Raw genomic sequence first — 15,893 nt, forward strand, 5'->3', positions numbered from 1 at the left:
CGCACCGGATCGTCACCATGGGTGCACACCTGGAACAATGGCGCCGTGAACCCGCGCACCGTCGTCATCCTCGGCTCGACCGGCTCGGTCGGTACCCAGGCGCTCGAGCTGATCGGGCGTCACCGGGACCGGTTCCACGTGCTCGCGCTCTCGGCCGGTGGCGACAACGTCGCACTGCTGGCGGAGCAGGCGCTGGAGTTCGGCGTCGAGGTCGTCGCGGTGGCGAAGGCCACAGTCGCCCAGGATCTGCAGCTCGCGTTCTACGCCGAGGCGCAGCGCAAGGGCTACGCGCAGGGCGAGTTCAGGATCCCGAAGATCGTCACCGGCCCGGACGCCTCCAGCGAATTGGCGGCCATGCCGTGTGACGTGGTTCTCAACGGCATCACCGGCTCGGTCGGGCTCCGGCCGACGCTGGCGGCGCTCGACGCGGGCACGACGCTCGCCCTGGCGAACAAGGAATCGCTGGTGATCGGCGGCCCGATCGTCACCCGGCGGGTCAAACCGGGCCAGATCGTGCCGGTCGACTCCGAGCACAGTGCGATCGCCCAGTGCCTGCGCAGCGGTACGGCGGACGAGGTCAAGCGGCTCGTGGTCACCGCGAGCGGTGGGCCGTTCCGGGGCAGGTCGCGGGCCGAGATGGCCGACGTCACCCCGGAGCAGGCGGCGAAGCACCCGACCTGGGACATGGGTCCGGTGATCACGATCAACTCGGCCAACCTGGTGAACAAGGGCCTAGAGGTGATCGAGGCACACCTGCTCTACGGGCTGCCGATGAGCCGGATCGAGGTGGTCGTGCACCCGCAGTCGATCGTGCATTCGATGGTCGAGTTCGTGGACGGCTCCACCGTGGTGCAGGCCTCACCGCCGGACATGCGGTTGCCGATCGCGCTCGCCCTCGGCTGGCCTGACCGGATTCCGGACGCCGCGGCGGCGTGTGACTGGACCACCGCGAGCACCTGGGAGTTCGAGCCGCTCGACGACGAGGCCTTCCCGGCGGTGCAGCTCGCCCGCGAGGTCGGGACCCGCGGCGGGACCGCGCCGGCCGTCTACAACGCCGCGAACGAGGTCTGCGTGCAGGCGTTCCGGGACGGGCGGCTGCCCTTCCTGGCGATCGTCGACACCGTGGCCCGGGTGGTGACCGAACACGACGTACCCTCGTATGAGGAACTGTCCATCGACGACGTACTCGCCGCGGACGGCTGGGCCCGGGAGCGGGCCCGCGAGCTCACCGGCCTACAGGAGACCACGAAGGCATGACCGCGCTTCTCACCATCCTCGGCATCGTGCTGTTCGTCGCCGGGATCCTGATCTCGGTGGCCCTGCACGAGCTGGGCCACATGGTGCCCGCCAAGGCCTTCGGCATGAAGGTGACGCAGTTCTTCGTCGGCTTCGGCCGGACCGTCTGGTCCACCAAGCGCGGTGAGACCGAGTACGGCTTCAAGCTGATCCCGGCCGGTGGCTTCGTCCGGATCATCGGGATGATGCCGCCCGCCAAGGGGCAGGACCCGACGAAGGTCCGCAAGGCCAACACGGGCCCGATCCAGTCGATGGTGGAGAACGCCCGGACAGCGGAGTACGAGACGATCGCGCCCGAGGACGACGGCCGGCTCTTCTACCAGAAGGTGTGGTGGAAGAAGCTGATCGTGATGGCGTCCGGTCCGCTGGTCAACATCGTGATCGCGTTCGTCCTGTTCGGCGGCCTGTTCATGCTGTACGGCGCCAACGTCGCGCAGACGAGTGTGGCCACGGTCACCGACTGCGTGATCCCGGCCTCGCAGGCCACCGTCGACCGCAAGTGCACCGACGCCGACAAGGTCTCGCCGGCCAAGGAGGCCGGGTTCCAGGTCGGCGACAAGATCGAGTCGTTCAACGGCACCCAGATCACCAGCTGGGACCAGCTCACCCCGCTGATCCGGGCGAACACCGACAAGGCCGCCACGATCGTTGTCGAGCGCAACGGCCAGCAGGTGACCCTGCAGACGAACACGATCATCAACCAGGTGCCCGACGAGGCCGGCTCGGACAAGCTCGTCTCGGTCGGGTTCCTCGGTGTCTCGCCGGAGATGAAGGTCCAGCGGCAGGACTTCGGGTTCGTCGTCAACAAGATGGGCGAACTGACCGTCGCCACGGTCAAGGCGATCGGCAACTTCCCGGAGAAGCTGGTCGGCGTGGCCAAGTCGATCGTCGGCGGCAACCGCGACGAGGACAGCCCGATGAGCGTGGTCGGCGCCAGCCGGGTGGCCGGCGAGATCGCCTCGAACCAGTCGCTCACCGGCGGCGAGCGGATCGCGTTCCTGGTCTCGCTGCTCGCCTCGCTGAACCTGTTCCTTGCCCTGTTCAACTTCATCCCGCTGCTGCCGCTCGACGGCGGCCACATGATCGGCGCGATCTGGGAAGGGATCCGGCGCGGCTTCGCGAGGCTGCGCGGCCGGCCCGACCCCGGATACGTCGACGTCGCCAAGCTGCTGCCGATCGCGTACGTCGCGGCCAGTGTGATCGTGGTGATGGGCGTGCTGCTCGTCATCGCTGACATCGTGAACCCGATCAAGCTCTTCAACGGCTGACCCTCACAACGGTTAAGGACTCATGAGCATCAACCTGGGCATGCCCGCGCTGCCGCCGCCGACCCTGGCCCCGCGCCGCAAGACCCGCCAGATCAAGGTGGGCAAGGTGCTGGTCGGTGGCGACGCGCCGGTCTCGGTGCAGTCGATGACGACGACGCTGACCGCGGACGTCAACACCACCCTGCAGCAGATCGCCGAGCTGACCGCGGCCGGCTGCGACATCGTCCGGGTGGCCTGCCCGTCGCAGGACGACGCGGACGCGCTGCCGGAGATCGCGAAGCACTCGCAGATCCCGGTGATCGCGGACATCCACTTCCAGCCGAAGTACGTGTTCGCCGCGATCGAGGCGGGCTGTGCGGCGGTCCGGGTGAACCCGGGCAACATCCGCAAGTTCGACGACCAGGTGAAGGAGATCGCGGCCGCCGCGAAGGACCACGGGACGTCGCTGCGGATCGGTGTGAACGCGGGGTCGCTGGATCCGCGGCTGCTGCAGAAGTACGGGAAGGCGACGCCCGAGGCGCTGGTCGAGTCGGCCGTCTGGGAGGCCTCGCTGTTCGAGGAGCACGACTTCCACGACTTCAAGATCTCGGTCAAGCACAACGACCCGGTCGTCATGGTCCGCGCGTACGAACTGCTCTCCGAGGCGGGTGACTGGCCGCTGCACCTCGGCGTGACCGAGGCCGGGCCGGCGTTCCAGGGCACGATCAAGTCGTCGGTCGCGTTCGGCGCGCTGCTGTCGAAGGGCATCGGCGACACCATCCGCGTCTCGCTGTCCGCGCCGCCGGTCGAGGAGGTCAAGGTCGGCCTGCAGATCCTGCAGTCGCTGAATCTGCGCGAGCGCAAGCTCGAGATCGTCTCCTGCCCGTCCTGCGGCCGCGCCCAGGTGGACGTCTACACCCTCGCCGAGCAGGTCACCGCCGGCCTCGAAGGCATGGAGGTCCCGCTCCGCGTCGCCGTCATGGGCTGCGTCGTGAACGGCCCCGGCGAGGCCCGCGAAGCCGACCTCGGCGTCGCCTCCGGCAACGGCAAGGGCCAGATCTTCGTCAAGGGCGAGGTCATCAAGACCGTCCCGGAATCCGCCATCGTGGAAACCCTCATCGAAGAAGCGATGCGCATCGCCGAAGAAATGGGCGAAACCGGCGAACCCACCGTCACCGTCAGCTGACCGGGGCTGTGACCGAGTACCTGGTGGTGAGTGCTGTCGCCGGGGAGGCTCGGTATGTGCCGGACGGGGTTCCGGTGGTGGTGACGGGGATCGGGAAGACTGCGGCGGCGGTGGCCGTCGCGCGGATGCTCGCGGGGCGGGATACGTCTGACCTGGTGGTGCTGAATGTCGGCACCACTGGAGCGCTCAGGGATGGGTTGGCGGGCTTGTACCTGCCGAGCACAGTCATCAACCACGACGTCAACGCGGAGGCGATCCGGGCGATCGGCCTCGATCCGCAGGACGAACTGCACGTAGAGGGTGGGGACGGGACGGTATTGGCGTCGGGGGATGTGTTCGTGACGGATCCCGTCGTACGAGCGCGGTTGGCGGAGCGGGCGCATCTGGTGGACATGGAGGCGTACGGCGTCGTCTATGCGTGCCGTGAGTTCGGCGTGCCGGTGCGGGTCGTGAAGCACGTGTCGGACTCGGCCGACGAGGCGGCGCTGGACTGGCCGGCACTCGTCGACGCCAGCGCGAAGGTTCTGGGGGAGTGGGTTCGCGCCTACGTCGACTGAGCTAGCGCGCGCCCGGACCGTGTGCGGCTGGACAGGTAGTGCGCCGGCGAGACACCGTACGCACCGGCATGATCACGCTCAGCCGCACTACCGGCCGCGCGACACCTCCTGTCTGAATGCACGCAACCCCACGTCTCGGCACCACTCCGGATGCGAGCCACTCCGACAAACAGCCACAAGGCCGGATATCTGCCGCCGTAATGGGCTCTCTCTTGCTGTGCGAGCGGAGAAGCCACAACCCGAACGGATATCCGCTCCTGCTGCGAGCGCCGGGACTTGCCGGAATACGACCCGGACCTCAGGTGACGCGGCATGAGTCGAGTAGTGCGGTTGGTGGACGAAGTGCCGTTCGTCGCCTTAGCGTCGGGGTCTCCTACGCCATTCTCCTGGAGGTCGGTATGACGTCGGCTTTGTCGGTACTCGTCGCAGCACTCGCCGACGGGTCGGTCGAGGTGGTGGACCTGACGTCGCCGCTGTCCGCGTCGACGCCAGTGATCCAGCTGCCGCCGGAGTTCGGGCAGACGGCGCCCTTCGCACTCGAGGAGATCAGCAGGTACGACGACCGCGGGCCGGCGTGGTACTGGAACAACTTCACCAGCGGCGAGCACACCGGCACCCACTTCGACGCACCGAACCACTGGGTCACCGGCCAGGATCTCGCCGACGTGGCCTCGGTCCCGGCCAACCGGCTGATCGCGCCGGCGGTCGTGCTGGACTTCACCGCCGAGGTCGAGAAGAACTCCGACTTCCTCGTTGAGGTCGACCACATCAAGGCCTGGGAGGCGGACAACGGACCGCTGCCCGACGGTGGCTGGCTGCTCGTGCGTACGGGGTGGGACGCGCGGTCGCACTCGCAGGAGGCGTTCCTCAACGCCGACGAGAACGGGCCGCACACACCGGGCCTGTCGCCGGAGTGCGCGCGTTGGGTCGCAAAGGAGACGCCAGTACTCGGCCTCGGCGTCGAGACCGTCGGTACGGACGCCGGGAAGGCACACTCGTTCGACCCGCCGTTCCCGTGCCACGCCAACCTGATGGGCAGCGACAAGTACGGGTTGACGCAGCTGCAGAACCTCGCCAAGCTGCCGCCGACCGGCGCCGTCGTCATCGCCGGACCGTTGCCGATCGTCAGCGGCTCCGGCGCTCCCGCACGGGTGCTTGCACTGGTCGAACGTCGATGAACGTCGCGGTCGCCGTCGGTCGCGCGTTGGCGGCCGCGGGCGTCCGCCAGGTGTTCGGCGTGATCGGGTCGGGCAACTTCCACCTGACGAACGCGATGGTGGCCGGCGGCGCGCGGTTCGTCGCCGCGCGGCACGAGGGCGGCGCGGCCACGATGGCAGACGCGTACGCGCGGATGAGCGGGACGGTCGCCGCGATCTCGGTCCATCAGGGCTGTGGCCTGACGAACGCGATGACCGGGATCGCCGAGGCGGCGAAGAGCCGGACGCCGATGGTCGTCGTGGCGGCCGAGGTCACCGAGCCACGATCGAACTTCTACGTCGACCAGGAGGCGCTGGCCCGTTCCGTGGGCGCGGTGCCGGTGCGGGTCACCTCGGCGGAGACCGCGGTGGCGGAGGCGTTGGGTGCGGTAACGACGGCGGTGCGTGAACGCCGAACGGTGTTGCTCAACGTTCCGCTTCCTCTGCAGGCGTTGGAAGCTGGCGCGTCGACTCTCACGCCGCCGCCTGCGCGGGACGCGGTGGTGCCGGATGCCGCCGAGGTCGCCGCCCTGACCGACCTGCTGCGGCGTGCCGAGCGACCGGTGTTCGTCGCGGGACGCGGATCCCGTGGATGTCGACACCCCCTTGAACTGTTGGCGGAACGCTGCGGCGCACTCCTCGCGACCTCGGCCGTCGCGCACGGTCTGTTCCGCGGCAACCCCTGGTCGCTCGGGATCTCGGGAGGCTTCGCCTCGCCACGGACCGCCGAGCTGATCCGCGGCGCCGACCTCATCGTGGGGTGGGGATGCGCGCTGAACATGTGGACGATGCGGCACGGTCAGCTGATCGGACCCGACGCGACGGTGGTGCAGGTCGACGACGACGCATCGGCACTCGGCGTCCATCGCGAGATCCAGTTGGGCGTCACCGGTGACGTCGAGCTCACCGCCACGATGGCGCTCGAGGCGTACGGCGAGCAGCGGGTGGGCTGGCGCACGGCCGAGCTCGGGAGCGTGCGCTGGCGGGACGTCGCGTACGACGACACGAGTACGGCGGAGCGGATCGACCCACGGACGTTGAGTATCGCGCTCGACGACCTGCTTCCGGCCGAACGCGTGGTCGCCGTCGACTCCGGCAACTTCATGGGCTACCCGAGCGCGTACCTGTCGGTGCCGGACGAGAACGGCCTCTGCTTCACCCAGGCGTTCCAGTCGATCGGGCTGGGGCTTGCCACCGCGATCGGTGCCGCGCTGGCGCAGCCCGACCGGCTGCCCGTCGCCGCCCTCGGTGACGGCGGTGCGCTGATGAGCGCCGCGGAGCTCGACACCGTACGCCGGCTCGGCCTGCCGATGCTCGTGGTCGTGTACAACGACGAGGCGTACGGCGCTGAGGTGCACCACTTCGGTCCCGGCGGGCACCCGTTGGACACGGTGACGTTCCCGCCGACCGACCTCGCCGCGATCGGCCGGGGCTACGGCTTCGAGGCCGCGACCGTACGTACCGTCGGCGACCTCGCCGCGGTCACGGACTGGCTGAACGGACCGCGGTCGGCGCCGATGCTCGTGGACGCGAAGGTCGTCGCGGACCATCCGTCGTGGTGGCTGGAGGAGGCGTTCCGCGGCCATTGATAGGCTGGCTTGACCTTGACCCTGGGGGCAAGGTTTAGCGTCGGGGTGAAGGAGGCGGGATGCGGATCAGTGATCTGGCGGCCGAGGCCGGAGTGACGGTCAAAGCTGTTCGGTACTACGAGTCGCAGGGGCTGCTCAAACCACGGCGGGAGGCCAACGGGTACCGCTCGTACGAGGCTGAGGACGTGGTCGTCGTACGCGAGGTGAAGGCGCTGCTGAGTCTCGGGCTGACCGCGGAGCAGACGTACCCGTTCATCGAGTGCCTGCGGGCCGGCAACGAGCGGGCGGATGTCTGCCCGGCGTCGCTGACGGCCTACCGGACCCGGATCGCCGACGTGGACCGCCGGATCGCGGAACTCACCGACCTGCGGGCCCGGCTGACCGACCTCCTGACCGATGCCGAGAGCTGGAGGATGAACCAACGATGAGTGATCTGCGGACGGTCGACGAGTCGACCTTCGACGAACTGGTACTGCGCGCGGACAAGCCGGTGCTGGTGGACTTCTGGGCCCAGTGGTGCCCGCCCTGCCACCAGATCGCGCCGGTGCTCGCCCAGATCGGTGCCGAGCGCAACGATCAACTGACGGTGCTGAAACTGAACTCCGACGAGAACCCGGCCGTCTCGGCCCGCTACCGCGTGATGGCGCTCCCCACCCTGATGCTCTTCCACCGCGGCGAAGTCATCTGGTCCGTAGTCGGCGCCCGCCCCAAACACAAACTCCTGAAGGAACTGGACGACGCCCTCCTCGCCGCGGTCTAGCTTCGCGGGGGGAATTGAGGCGGATCAAGAAGTCAAGGTCAGTGCTGAGGCGGGTGGTGCGCCAGCCGCCACAAAAGTCGGGGGGTGAGTGCGGATCTCCCGCACTCAGTAACGTGGTTTGCTGAGTGGCGGCCGCCGAATGCCGAGCGTGGCGCACCGTGCCGTCGCCTTCTTGGTGAGTGCCTCAGGTCCGGGTGGCGCCTCTCGTGCGCGGCGACGATCCACTGCGGATCAGTACCTGCGGTCCGGGGATCGCCAGGACAGGCTTGCGGCGGCGCTGAGCCAGCCCGGGCTGTTCTGGTCGGACGGCTTCGCCGTCTGCCGCCAGATCAGTGCCAACAGCCTGAACACCGTTCTCAGGATCATCGTCGGTTCTCCTCTGTTGACTGGTAGCTGCCTAGGATGCTAGCAATATAGCCATGGCAGTTGAGGGTGACAAGAAGGTGCAGTTCAACGTGTATCTGCCGCCGGAGTTGGTGCGGCGGGTGAAGCACAAGGCGATCGACGAGACGGCGAGTCTGTCCGCGCTGGTCGAGCAGGCCCTGACCGAGTACCTGGACAAGCACGGGGAGGCCCGAGGATGAACGACGTACAGATCCGGCCGCTGCGGTTCACGGCGGACGTGGAGTCGATGCGCGCGTTCCTGGAGGCCCTGGGGCTGCGGTCGCGGATCGAGTCCGAGCGGGGCGGCTGGGTGGACATGCTGACCGGTCGCGGGATGGTCGCGCTGCACGACGCGGCCAGCAGCAGCACCGGCGGGCAGCCGGGGCAGACGAATCTGTCGTTCGAGGCAGACAAGATCGACGACCTGAAGGACCGGCTGGAGCAGGCCGGGTTCTCGGATTCGACCGTCTTCGACGAGGCGTACGGCCGCGTCCTCTCGGTCACCGCGCCCGGCCAGGTGGTGATCTGGGTGGACGAGCGGAGTGAGGATCTCTACGGCTACAAGCTGCACGACGCCAGCCCGGACGACCGCTGGTCGGTCACGCCGTACCTGACCGGAGCGGACGAGGCTGCTTGGCTGGGATTCCTCGAGGCGATCGGCTCGGGTCCGTCGGTCCGGTTCGGGCCGGCCGATGCGGAGTTCGCCGTACGGCTGGAGCTGACCACCACCGAGGACCTGGATGACGTCCGGGGCCGGCTCGGCGGGTTGCAAGTGACGCGGACAGATGCGGGACTGGAGATCGTGGATCCTGACGGGCAACTTGTGGTGGTGCGTGGATGATCGAGGTACGCAGAGCGGAGCTCTCCGAGGTCCACGCGGTTCGGCAGATCGGGCTGACGACCTGGCCGGTGGCGTACGCCGGGCTCGCGTCGGAGGAGTTCATCGCCGACGGCCTCGCGCAGTGGTGGTCACCGGAAGTGATCGAGCATGTCATCCGCAACGGGATCACCCTGGTCGCGGCCGAAGGCGATGAGCTGGTCGGGATGGCCAGCCTCGGACGCGAGGGTGACTTCTGGGTGATGTGGAAGCTGTACGTGCTGCCCGATCGCCAGGGCAAAGGCGTTGGCAAGGCCCTGCTCGAGGCCGCGATCGCCGCGCTTCCGGACGGTACGACGGAACTGCGGCTGGACGTCCTGGTCACCAACGAGAAGGCGATCGGCTTCTACCGGGCCCACGGGTTCACCGAGGCGCGGGTGACGCCGGACCGGGACCTCGGCGACGACCTGATGTGGATGGTCGTTGACCTGCACCGCACGTGAGGTTGCAAGATTCCGCCATGACGAGGCTGCGTGATGACCCCGACTTCCGCCGGTACTGGCTGGCCCGGGCGCTGTCGATCACCGGGTCGATGGTCACCGCGATCGCGCTACCGGTGCTCGTCTACCGGCTCAGTGGTTCCACCGTCCTGACGGCGATGGTGACCGCTCTCGAGGCGGCGCCGTACCTGCTGACCGGGCTGTTCGCCGGTGCGCTCGCCGATCGCTGGAACCGGCGCCGGACGATGGTGACCGCGGATCTGGTCAACGCGGTCCTGGTCGGGTCGATCCCGGTCGCGCACCTGCTCGGCGTGCTGACCGTCGTTCAGGTGCTGGTGGTGGCGTTCACCGTGCAGGGCGTCTACACCTTCTTCGACGGTGCGAACTTCGGCGCCCTGCCCGTCCTGGTCGGCCGGGCCCGCGTCGCGCAGGCGAACTCGGCGGTGTGGACGGCGTCGAGCCTGATCGAGTTGTTCGTCCCGCCGCTGACCGGCCTGGTCCTCGCGGTCCTGAACCCGGCCACCCTGCTCGCCGTCGACGCGTTGAGCTTCGTCGCGTCCGCGCTGGCGGTGCGCGGGATCGTACGAGCGATGTCCGAGCGACGCGAAGGACTGTCGCCGCTCCGGCCGCGAGTGGTCTTCGCCGACATCGCCGAGGGACTCCGCTTCCTGATCCGGCATCCGGGCGTCCGGACGATGACGATCGTCGGCAGCCTGCAGTCGTTCGGCGGTGGCGGATTCATGGCGCTGATCGTGGTCTGGTGCGACCAGGTCCTGGACGTGGGTACGTCGGGACTCCGCTTCGGACTCGTGTGGGGCACGTGGGGGATCGGTGGGCTGATCGCCGCGCTCGGGTTGCCGCGGTTGCTGAAACGGTTCTCGCCGGCGGCGATCACGCTCTACGCGCTTCCGGTCTCGGCGCTCCTCGGGGTCCTCACGCCGCTGTCGCCGGGCTGGGTCACGGCCGCGATCGCCTTGCTGGTGTGGGGTTCCGCGTATGTGCTGGTGATCGTCAACGCCGTGTCCTATCGGCAGCAGGTGACGCCGGAGCACCTGCTCGGCCGCGTCAACACCGCCGGTCGGATGCTGTCGTGGGGTGTGGGCTGGACCTTCGGCGCGGTGGTCGGCGGCGTGCTCGGCAAGGCGGTCGGGATCCGGAGCGGCATGGTGCTGATGGGCCTGAGCATCTTCATCGGGGTGGTGGTCGCGTGGACCTCGCCGCTGCGCCGGATCGCGGCGACACACGATCCGGCGGCGGTCTGATCCCGGCCCCTTGCATGCTCAGGTGGCGATCATCCGCTAGGTTCTGCGCGTGGGTGTACGGGTTCTCGGTCCTCGTGACCTCGCGGCGGCGCGTGCGGTCATCGCCCGCGACCCTGTCGTGAACGTCTTCGTGGACAGCCTCGTGCAGGCGTCCGGACTCGATCCGCGTCGCGGTGCGGAGGTCTGGGGGTACGTCGAGAAAGGCGCGCTGGAGGCGCTGTGTCACGCCGGCGGCAACATGGTGCCGGTCGGCGCGGACGAACCCGCTTTGCGCGCGTTCGCGGCGTACGCGTTGCGCCGGGGCCGGAACTGTTTCCAGATCCTCGGCCAGGCGCAAGCGGTCGACCAGTTGTGGCGCATCCTCGAACCACACTGGGGACCGGCCCGCGAGGTGCGCGACAGCCAGCCGTTCATGGTGATCGAGGGCCCGCCGCTGATCGAGCCGGATCCGTTGGTCCGTGCGGTCGAGCCGGTGGAGCTGCCGGTGCTGTACCCGGCGTGTGTCGCGATGTACACCGAGGAGGTCGGCGTACCGCCGCAGACCGGGCCGGACGGGACGTTCTACCGGTCGCGCGTGGCCGAGCTGATCCGGGCCGGGCGTGCGTTCGCGCGGATCGAGGACGACCGGGTGGTGTTCAAGGCCGAGGTCGGGTCGGTCGGGACCGGGGTCTGCCAGATCCAAGGGGTGTGGGTGGATCCGGAGTTCCGCGGGCGCGGGCTGGCGGCGCCGGGGATGGCGGCGGTGGTCGAGCTGGCGCGGCAGATCGCGCCGGTGGTGACGCTGTATGTGAATGCGTTCAACCTGCCGGCGCGGGCGGCGTACGAGCGGGTCGGGTTCCGGACGATCGAGACGTTCGCGACGATCCTGTTCTGACCGCGGTCGTTCTGGTACCGGCGAGTAAGCTCCGGATGGCCGCCGACCTGCAGCGCAAGGGATCCGGGTCAGCTCAAGCGATCGCTTGGGCCGGGCGGGGTGAACCTGTGGATAACGTGGTGAGAGCATTACCGCCGGGCCGATATTCTCTGTCCCGTCCGATGTTGTATTCCTGACCCTGCACGCTTGGAGACTCCCGTGATTCTGCGCATGTCGTCGCTGTTCCTTCGCACCCTTCGCGAGGATCCGGCGGACGCGGAGGTCCCGAGCCACAAACTGCTCGTCCGCGCCGGGTACATCCGGCGCGCCGCGCCCGGCATCTACAGCTGGCTGCCGCTGGGGCTGCGGGTGCTGCGCAACGTCGAGCGGATCGTGCGCGAGGAGATGGACGCGATCGGCGCGCAGGAGCTCGTGTTCCCGGCGCTGCTGCCGCGCGAGCCCTACGAGGCGACCGGACGCTGGACGGAGTACGGGCCGAACATCTTCCGCCTGAAGGACCGCAAGGGCGCCGACATGCTGCTCGGGCCGACGCACGAGGAGATGTTCACGCTGGTCGTGAAGGACCTCTACTCGTCGTACAAGGACCTGCCGCTGTCGATCTACCAGATCCAGAACAAGTACCGCGACGAGGCGCGGCCGCGGGCCGGCGTGCTGCGCGGACGCGAGTTCGTGATGAAGGACTCGTACTCGTTCGACGTGGACGACGACGGGCTCGCGGCGTCGTACGAGCTGCACCGCGAGGCGTACATCAAGATCTTCGACCGGCTCGGTTTCGACTATGTGATCGTCAAGGCGATGTCCGGTGCGATGGGTGGCTCGCGCTCGGAGGAGTTCCTCGCGATCGCCGAGAACGGTGAGGACACCTTCGTCCGCTCGGCCGGTGGGTACGCCGCCAACGTCGAGGCCGTCGTGGTCCCGCAGGCGGCGCCGGTCGACGCGTCCGCCGTGCCCGCGGCCGAGGTGGTCGACACTCCGGACACGCCGACCATCGACACCCTCGTGGACGCGATGAACGCGAAGCACGCGCGCACCGACGGGCGTGAGTGGACCGCCGCGGACACGTTGAAGAACGTGCTCGTGATGCTGGTGAACCCTGACGGCACGCGCGAGCCGCTGGCGATCGGCGTCCCGGGGGACCGGGCGGTCGACGAGAAGCGGCTTGGTGCGCAGGTGGAGCCGGCCGAGGTGGTCGCCTTCGAGGAGGCGGACTTCGAGAAGCACCCGTCGCTCGCGAAGGGCTACATCGGGCCGGGGGTGCTGGGTTCGGAGAACACGTCCGGCATCCGCTACCTGCTCGACCCCCGGATCGCCGAGGGGTCCGCGTGGGTGACCGGTGCCGACAAGTCCGGCTTCCACGTGATGAACCTGGTGCACGGCCGCGACTTCACCGCCGACGGCACGATCCAGGCCGCCGAGGTGCGCGACGGTGACGAGGCGCCGGACGGTTCGGGTCCGCTGTCGAGCGCGCGCGGGATCGAGATGGGACACATCTTCCAGCTCGGCAAGAAGTACGCCGAGGCGCTCGACCTCAAGGTGCTCGACCAGAACGGCAAGCTCGTCACGGTCACGATGGGTTCGTACGGCGTCGGTGTCACCCGCGCGGTGGCCGCGATCGCCGAGGGCAACCACGACGAGCTCGGCCTGGTCTGGCCGCGCGAGATCGCGCCCGCGGATATCCACCTCGTTGCCACCGGCAAGGACAGTGAGGTCTTCGAGAAGGCGGCCGAGCTCGCGGCCGAGCTCGAGTCCCGCGGGCTCAGCGTGATCTACGACGACCGTGAGAAGGTCTCGCCGGGCGTGAAGTTCAAGGACGCCGAACTGCTCGGCGTTCCCACCATCGCCGTCGTCGGCAAGGGTCTCGCCGACGGCACCATCGAGGTCAAGGACCGCCGCTCCGGAGACCGCGCCGACGTCCCGGTCGCCGAGGTTGTCGACCACCTGGTCACCACCGTCCGCGGCTGATCCAGCTCCGGCCCCGCTTCCTCTGGGAGCGGGGCCGCGTCACGTCCGCAGGTGGGTCAGGGGCGGACCCAGACTGTCCAGCGTTCCAGGCGGAGGTAGTCGAGGCGTTGGTAGACGGGTTGGCCGTCGTCGGAGGCGATCAGGGCGGCGGGTTCGTCGGGGTGGTGGGTGGTGGCGGCCCAGGTGACGGCGGCGCCGGCGCCGCGGCCGCGGGCGGCGGGCATGACGGCGACGTTCTCGACGATGGTGAGGCCGGCGGCGTGGTGGCCGGTCGACGTCGCGAGGGGTACGTCGCCGTCGTACCCGACCCAGACCGTGGAGCCTTCGAGGAAGGACGTGGAGTAGACCGCGCCGGCCTGGAACGGCTGGAGCTCGGGGAGCGGGTAGCCCTCGACGAGGACGCGTTCGGCGTCGGCGAGGCCGGCGGCGTCGGTGACCTGGCGGATCTCGAGATCCGTGACCGGGGGAGTGGTGGTGCTGACCGGGAGGCGGATCATCAGTGGTGGGTGGCCGGCCAGCGCCAGGCCGTGTTCGCGGAGGTCGCGGGTCGGCCAGGCGCTGACGAACAGGTACGGCACGTTGTTCGGCAGCTCACGGGCGGCGTCGGCGATGACGTCGGCCGGATCGACGGGTTGCTTGGGGACGACCCAGTTCGTCAGCGGGCCGCGGTCGCCGAGAATCCCGCCGGCCCAGGTGTCGCCGTCGTACCACGGCCTACCGGCGCGGCGTGGGGCGTCGACCGCCCAGGACGCGTGCGCGAGGACGGCCCGGCGGACGAGCGAGTCAGCGGGATCGAGGTCCGGTTCCCAGCCGGTGGCGAGGGTCTCGCCCTCGGGTGGCAGGATCGACGACGCCATGGGCCCACTGTCGCACCGGTGACGAGGTTTGTCTCTCATTCCACCGTGTAAGGGTTGAGCGGAACAATGCCCTTACCTGATCATCGGGTGCGTGAGGACTTGCCGCTGTGCCTGATGTTTCGTTGTGGACCCTGCTTTTCCTGGTGATCGCGGCCTTCGCGGCCGGCTGGATCGATGCGGTGGTCGGCGGCGGTGGGCTGCTGCAGTTGCCCGCGATGCTGCTCGGCCTGCCGAACGCGTCCCCCGCGCAGATCCTGTCGACCAACAAGATCTCGTCGTTGTGCGGTACGGCGACCAGCGCGGTGACGTTCGGTGTGAAGGTCCGGCCCGATCGGAAGACCGTCGTACCGATGGCCATCCTGGCCGGACTGGGGGCTGCGGCCGGCGCGCTGGTGGCGACGAAGATCCCGATGTCGTGGTTCAAGCCCATCGTGCTGGTGCTGCTGATCGGCGTCGCGATCTACACCGCGTTCAAACCGTCACTGGGTGCGCGGACGGCGCTCCGCTTCGACGGTCGCGACCATTACGTCGCTGCGAGTGCGGTCGGCGTACTGATCGGCTTCTACGACGGCGCGGTCGGACCGGGCACGGGGTCGTTCCTGATCTTCGCGCTGGTCGGCTTCCTCGGTTACAACTTCCTCCAGGCCAGCGCGAAAGCCAAGATCGCCAACGTCGCCACCAACCTCGGCGCGATCGTCATCTTCGCGGTGCACGGCGCCCCGCTCTGGAAGCTCGGCCTGATCATGGGCGCCGCGAACATGCTCGGCGGCCTGCTCGGCGCCCGTACCGCAGTGGCCCGGGGCAGCCGCTTCGTCCGCGTCATCTTCCTGGTCGTCGTCTCGGCCCTCATCCTCCGCCTGGCGCACGACGTCTTCCACGGTTAGTGCTTGCTGAACGTGGGCGCCCACGGAGCGTTGTCGAGTCCGATGCGCTGGATCGCGGTCGCGGTCTGGGCCGCGAGGTCTTGCAGCGCGGCGATCTCGCCCGGGGTGGCGCGGTAGTGATGGGACCAGTACGCACCGATGGCGGCGACCGGGGTCGGCGAGCCGACCGGGACCATGACGAGACTGCGGACGAACGTCGGGAGGTAGGCCTCGAGCGGGATGCGCTCGTCGACGGTGATGTCGGGGACAACGGCGGTGTCGTCGTGCAGCATCGCCCAGCCGCTGATGCACGTGGCGATCGGGAACCGCTGTCCCTTCCAGAGCGGAGCGATCGCGTCCTCGTCGGCGTAGAAGCAGCGGTCGCCCTCGCGGAGCACGAACGTCGCTCCGTGCGCGCCGGTACGACGTCTCGCCTCGACCCGCACGACCTCGCCGACCTCCTCGAGAGTGCGGGTCGTTTCGAGTCTCAACAGTTCCGTCATGCCGCCATTCTGCGGCGGTTCCGCGCGTCGCGATAGGGTC

General features: G+C 68.9%; 18 protein-coding genes. 15 read left to right on the forward strand and 3 right to left on the reverse strand.

Going from position 1 to position 15,893, the window contains the following annotated elements; genetic code table 11:
- Positions 1 to 45: 45 nt before the first annotated feature.
- From dxr to trxA, 8 genes are all read left to right on the forward strand, one after another.
- On the forward strand, positions 46 to 1,257 hold the full coding sequence (gene dxr / locus ACZ3HV_RS01490) for a 1-deoxy-D-xylulose-5-phosphate reductoisomerase (RefSeq protein ID WP_360371043.1): 1,212 nt from the start codon (positions 46 to 48) through the stop codon (positions 1,255 to 1,257).
- A complete protein-coding gene (locus ACZ3HV_RS01495) occupies positions 1,254 to 2,564 on the forward strand; it encodes a M50 family metallopeptidase (protein ID WP_465679791.1) in 1,311 nt (436 codons plus the stop codon). Before dxr ends, ACZ3HV_RS01495 begins: the two co-directional genes overlap by 4 nt.
- Positions 2,565 to 2,586: 22 nt before the next feature.
- A complete protein-coding gene (ispG, locus tag ACZ3HV_RS01500) occupies positions 2,587 to 3,729 on the forward strand; it encodes a flavodoxin-dependent (E)-4-hydroxy-3-methylbut-2-enyl-diphosphate synthase (RefSeq protein WP_360371037.1) in 1,143 nt (380 codons plus the stop codon).
- 8 nt (positions 3,730 to 3,737) lie between these two features.
- A complete protein-coding gene (locus tag ACZ3HV_RS01505) occupies positions 3,738 to 4,286 on the forward strand; it encodes a nucleosidase (protein ID WP_465679792.1) in 549 nt (182 codons plus the stop codon).
- 398 nt (positions 4,287 to 4,684) lie between these two features.
- Positions 4,685 to 5,464, forward strand: coding sequence for a cyclase family protein (locus ACZ3HV_RS01510; RefSeq protein WP_465679794.1), 780 nt, complete (start codon positions 4,685 to 4,687; stop codon positions 5,462 to 5,464).
- On the forward strand, positions 5,461 to 7,071 hold the full coding sequence (locus ACZ3HV_RS01515; RefSeq protein WP_465679795.1) for a thiamine pyrophosphate-binding protein: 1,611 nt from the start codon (positions 5,461 to 5,463) through the stop codon (positions 7,069 to 7,071). The genes ACZ3HV_RS01510 and ACZ3HV_RS01515 overlap by 4 nt, the downstream gene beginning before the upstream one ends.
- 59 nt (positions 7,072 to 7,130) lie before the next feature.
- On the forward strand, positions 7,131 to 7,499 hold the full coding sequence (locus tag ACZ3HV_RS01520; protein ID WP_360371024.1) for a MerR family transcriptional regulator: 369 nt from the start codon (positions 7,131 to 7,133) through the stop codon (positions 7,497 to 7,499).
- A complete protein-coding gene (gene trxA, locus ACZ3HV_RS01525) occupies positions 7,496 to 7,831 on the forward strand; it encodes a thioredoxin (protein ID WP_360371021.1) in 336 nt (111 codons plus the stop codon). Before ACZ3HV_RS01520 ends, trxA begins: the two co-directional genes overlap by 4 nt.
- A 231-nt stretch (positions 7,832 to 8,062) precedes the next feature.
- Here trxA and ACZ3HV_RS01530 read toward each other — a convergent pair whose 3' ends face one another.
- Positions 8,063 to 8,197, reverse strand: coding sequence for a hypothetical protein (locus tag ACZ3HV_RS01530; RefSeq protein ID WP_465679798.1), 135 nt, complete (start codon positions 8,195 to 8,197; stop codon positions 8,063 to 8,065).
- Between the two features lie 53 nt (positions 8,198 to 8,250).
- Here ACZ3HV_RS01530 and ACZ3HV_RS01535 point away from each other — a divergent pair, with 53 nt between their 5' ends.
- The 6 genes from ACZ3HV_RS01535 (at position 8,251) to ACZ3HV_RS01560 (ending at position 13,630) form a co-directional block, all read left to right on the forward strand.
- Positions 8,251 to 8,415 carry a ribbon-helix-helix domain-containing protein gene (locus ACZ3HV_RS01535; protein ID WP_465679800.1) on the forward strand — a complete coding sequence of 55 codons (165 nt, stop codon included), beginning with the start codon at positions 8,251 to 8,253 and terminating at the stop codon, positions 8,413 to 8,415.
- The gene (locus ACZ3HV_RS01540; protein WP_465679801.1) at positions 8,412 to 9,056 is read left to right on the forward strand and encodes a VOC family protein; all 645 of its coding nucleotides are present in this window, start codon (positions 8,412 to 8,414) and stop codon (positions 9,054 to 9,056) included. Before ACZ3HV_RS01535 ends, ACZ3HV_RS01540 begins: the two co-directional genes overlap by 4 nt.
- Positions 9,053 to 9,535, forward strand: coding sequence for a GNAT family N-acetyltransferase (locus tag ACZ3HV_RS01545; protein ID WP_465679803.1), 483 nt, complete (start codon positions 9,053 to 9,055; stop codon positions 9,533 to 9,535). The genes ACZ3HV_RS01540 and ACZ3HV_RS01545 overlap by 4 nt, the downstream gene beginning before the upstream one ends.
- Before the next feature lie 17 nt (positions 9,536 to 9,552).
- Positions 9,553 to 10,794, forward strand: a complete 1,242-nt coding sequence (locus tag ACZ3HV_RS01550; RefSeq protein ID WP_465679804.1) for an MFS transporter — start codon at positions 9,553 to 9,555, stop codon at positions 10,792 to 10,794.
- 49 nt (positions 10,795 to 10,843) lie between these two features.
- Positions 10,844 to 11,668, forward strand: coding sequence for a GNAT family N-acetyltransferase (locus ACZ3HV_RS01555; protein WP_465679805.1), 825 nt, complete (start codon positions 10,844 to 10,846; stop codon positions 11,666 to 11,668).
- 198 nt (positions 11,669 to 11,866) lie between these two features.
- A complete protein-coding gene (locus ACZ3HV_RS01560) occupies positions 11,867 to 13,630 on the forward strand; it encodes a proline--tRNA ligase (RefSeq protein WP_465679807.1) in 1,764 nt (587 codons plus the stop codon).
- A gap of 56 nt (positions 13,631 to 13,686) precedes the next feature.
- On the opposite strand, the gene ACZ3HV_RS01565 is transcribed toward ACZ3HV_RS01560, so the two are convergent.
- On the reverse strand, positions 13,687 to 14,487 hold the full coding sequence (locus tag ACZ3HV_RS01565; protein ID WP_465679809.1) for a hypothetical protein: 801 nt from the start codon (positions 14,485 to 14,487) through the stop codon (positions 13,687 to 13,689).
- A gap of 107 nt (positions 14,488 to 14,594) precedes the next feature.
- Between ACZ3HV_RS01565 and ACZ3HV_RS01570 the strand changes: the two genes are divergently transcribed.
- Positions 14,595 to 15,371: a sulfite exporter TauE/SafE family protein gene (locus ACZ3HV_RS01570; RefSeq protein ID WP_465679811.1), complete on the forward strand. Its 777-nt coding sequence runs from the start codon at positions 14,595 to 14,597 to the stop codon at positions 15,369 to 15,371.
- On the opposite strand, the gene ACZ3HV_RS01575 is transcribed toward ACZ3HV_RS01570, so the two are convergent.
- Positions 15,368 to 15,853 (reverse strand): GAF domain-containing protein, encoded by a 486-nt coding sequence (locus ACZ3HV_RS01575; protein WP_465679813.1) that lies wholly within the window; start codon positions 15,851 to 15,853, stop codon positions 15,368 to 15,370. The two genes, ACZ3HV_RS01570 and ACZ3HV_RS01575, sit on opposite strands and share 4 nt — an antisense overlap.
- Positions 15,854 to 15,893: the final 40 nt, after the last annotated feature.

Source organism: Kribbella sp. NPDC020701, assembly GCF_055562215.1.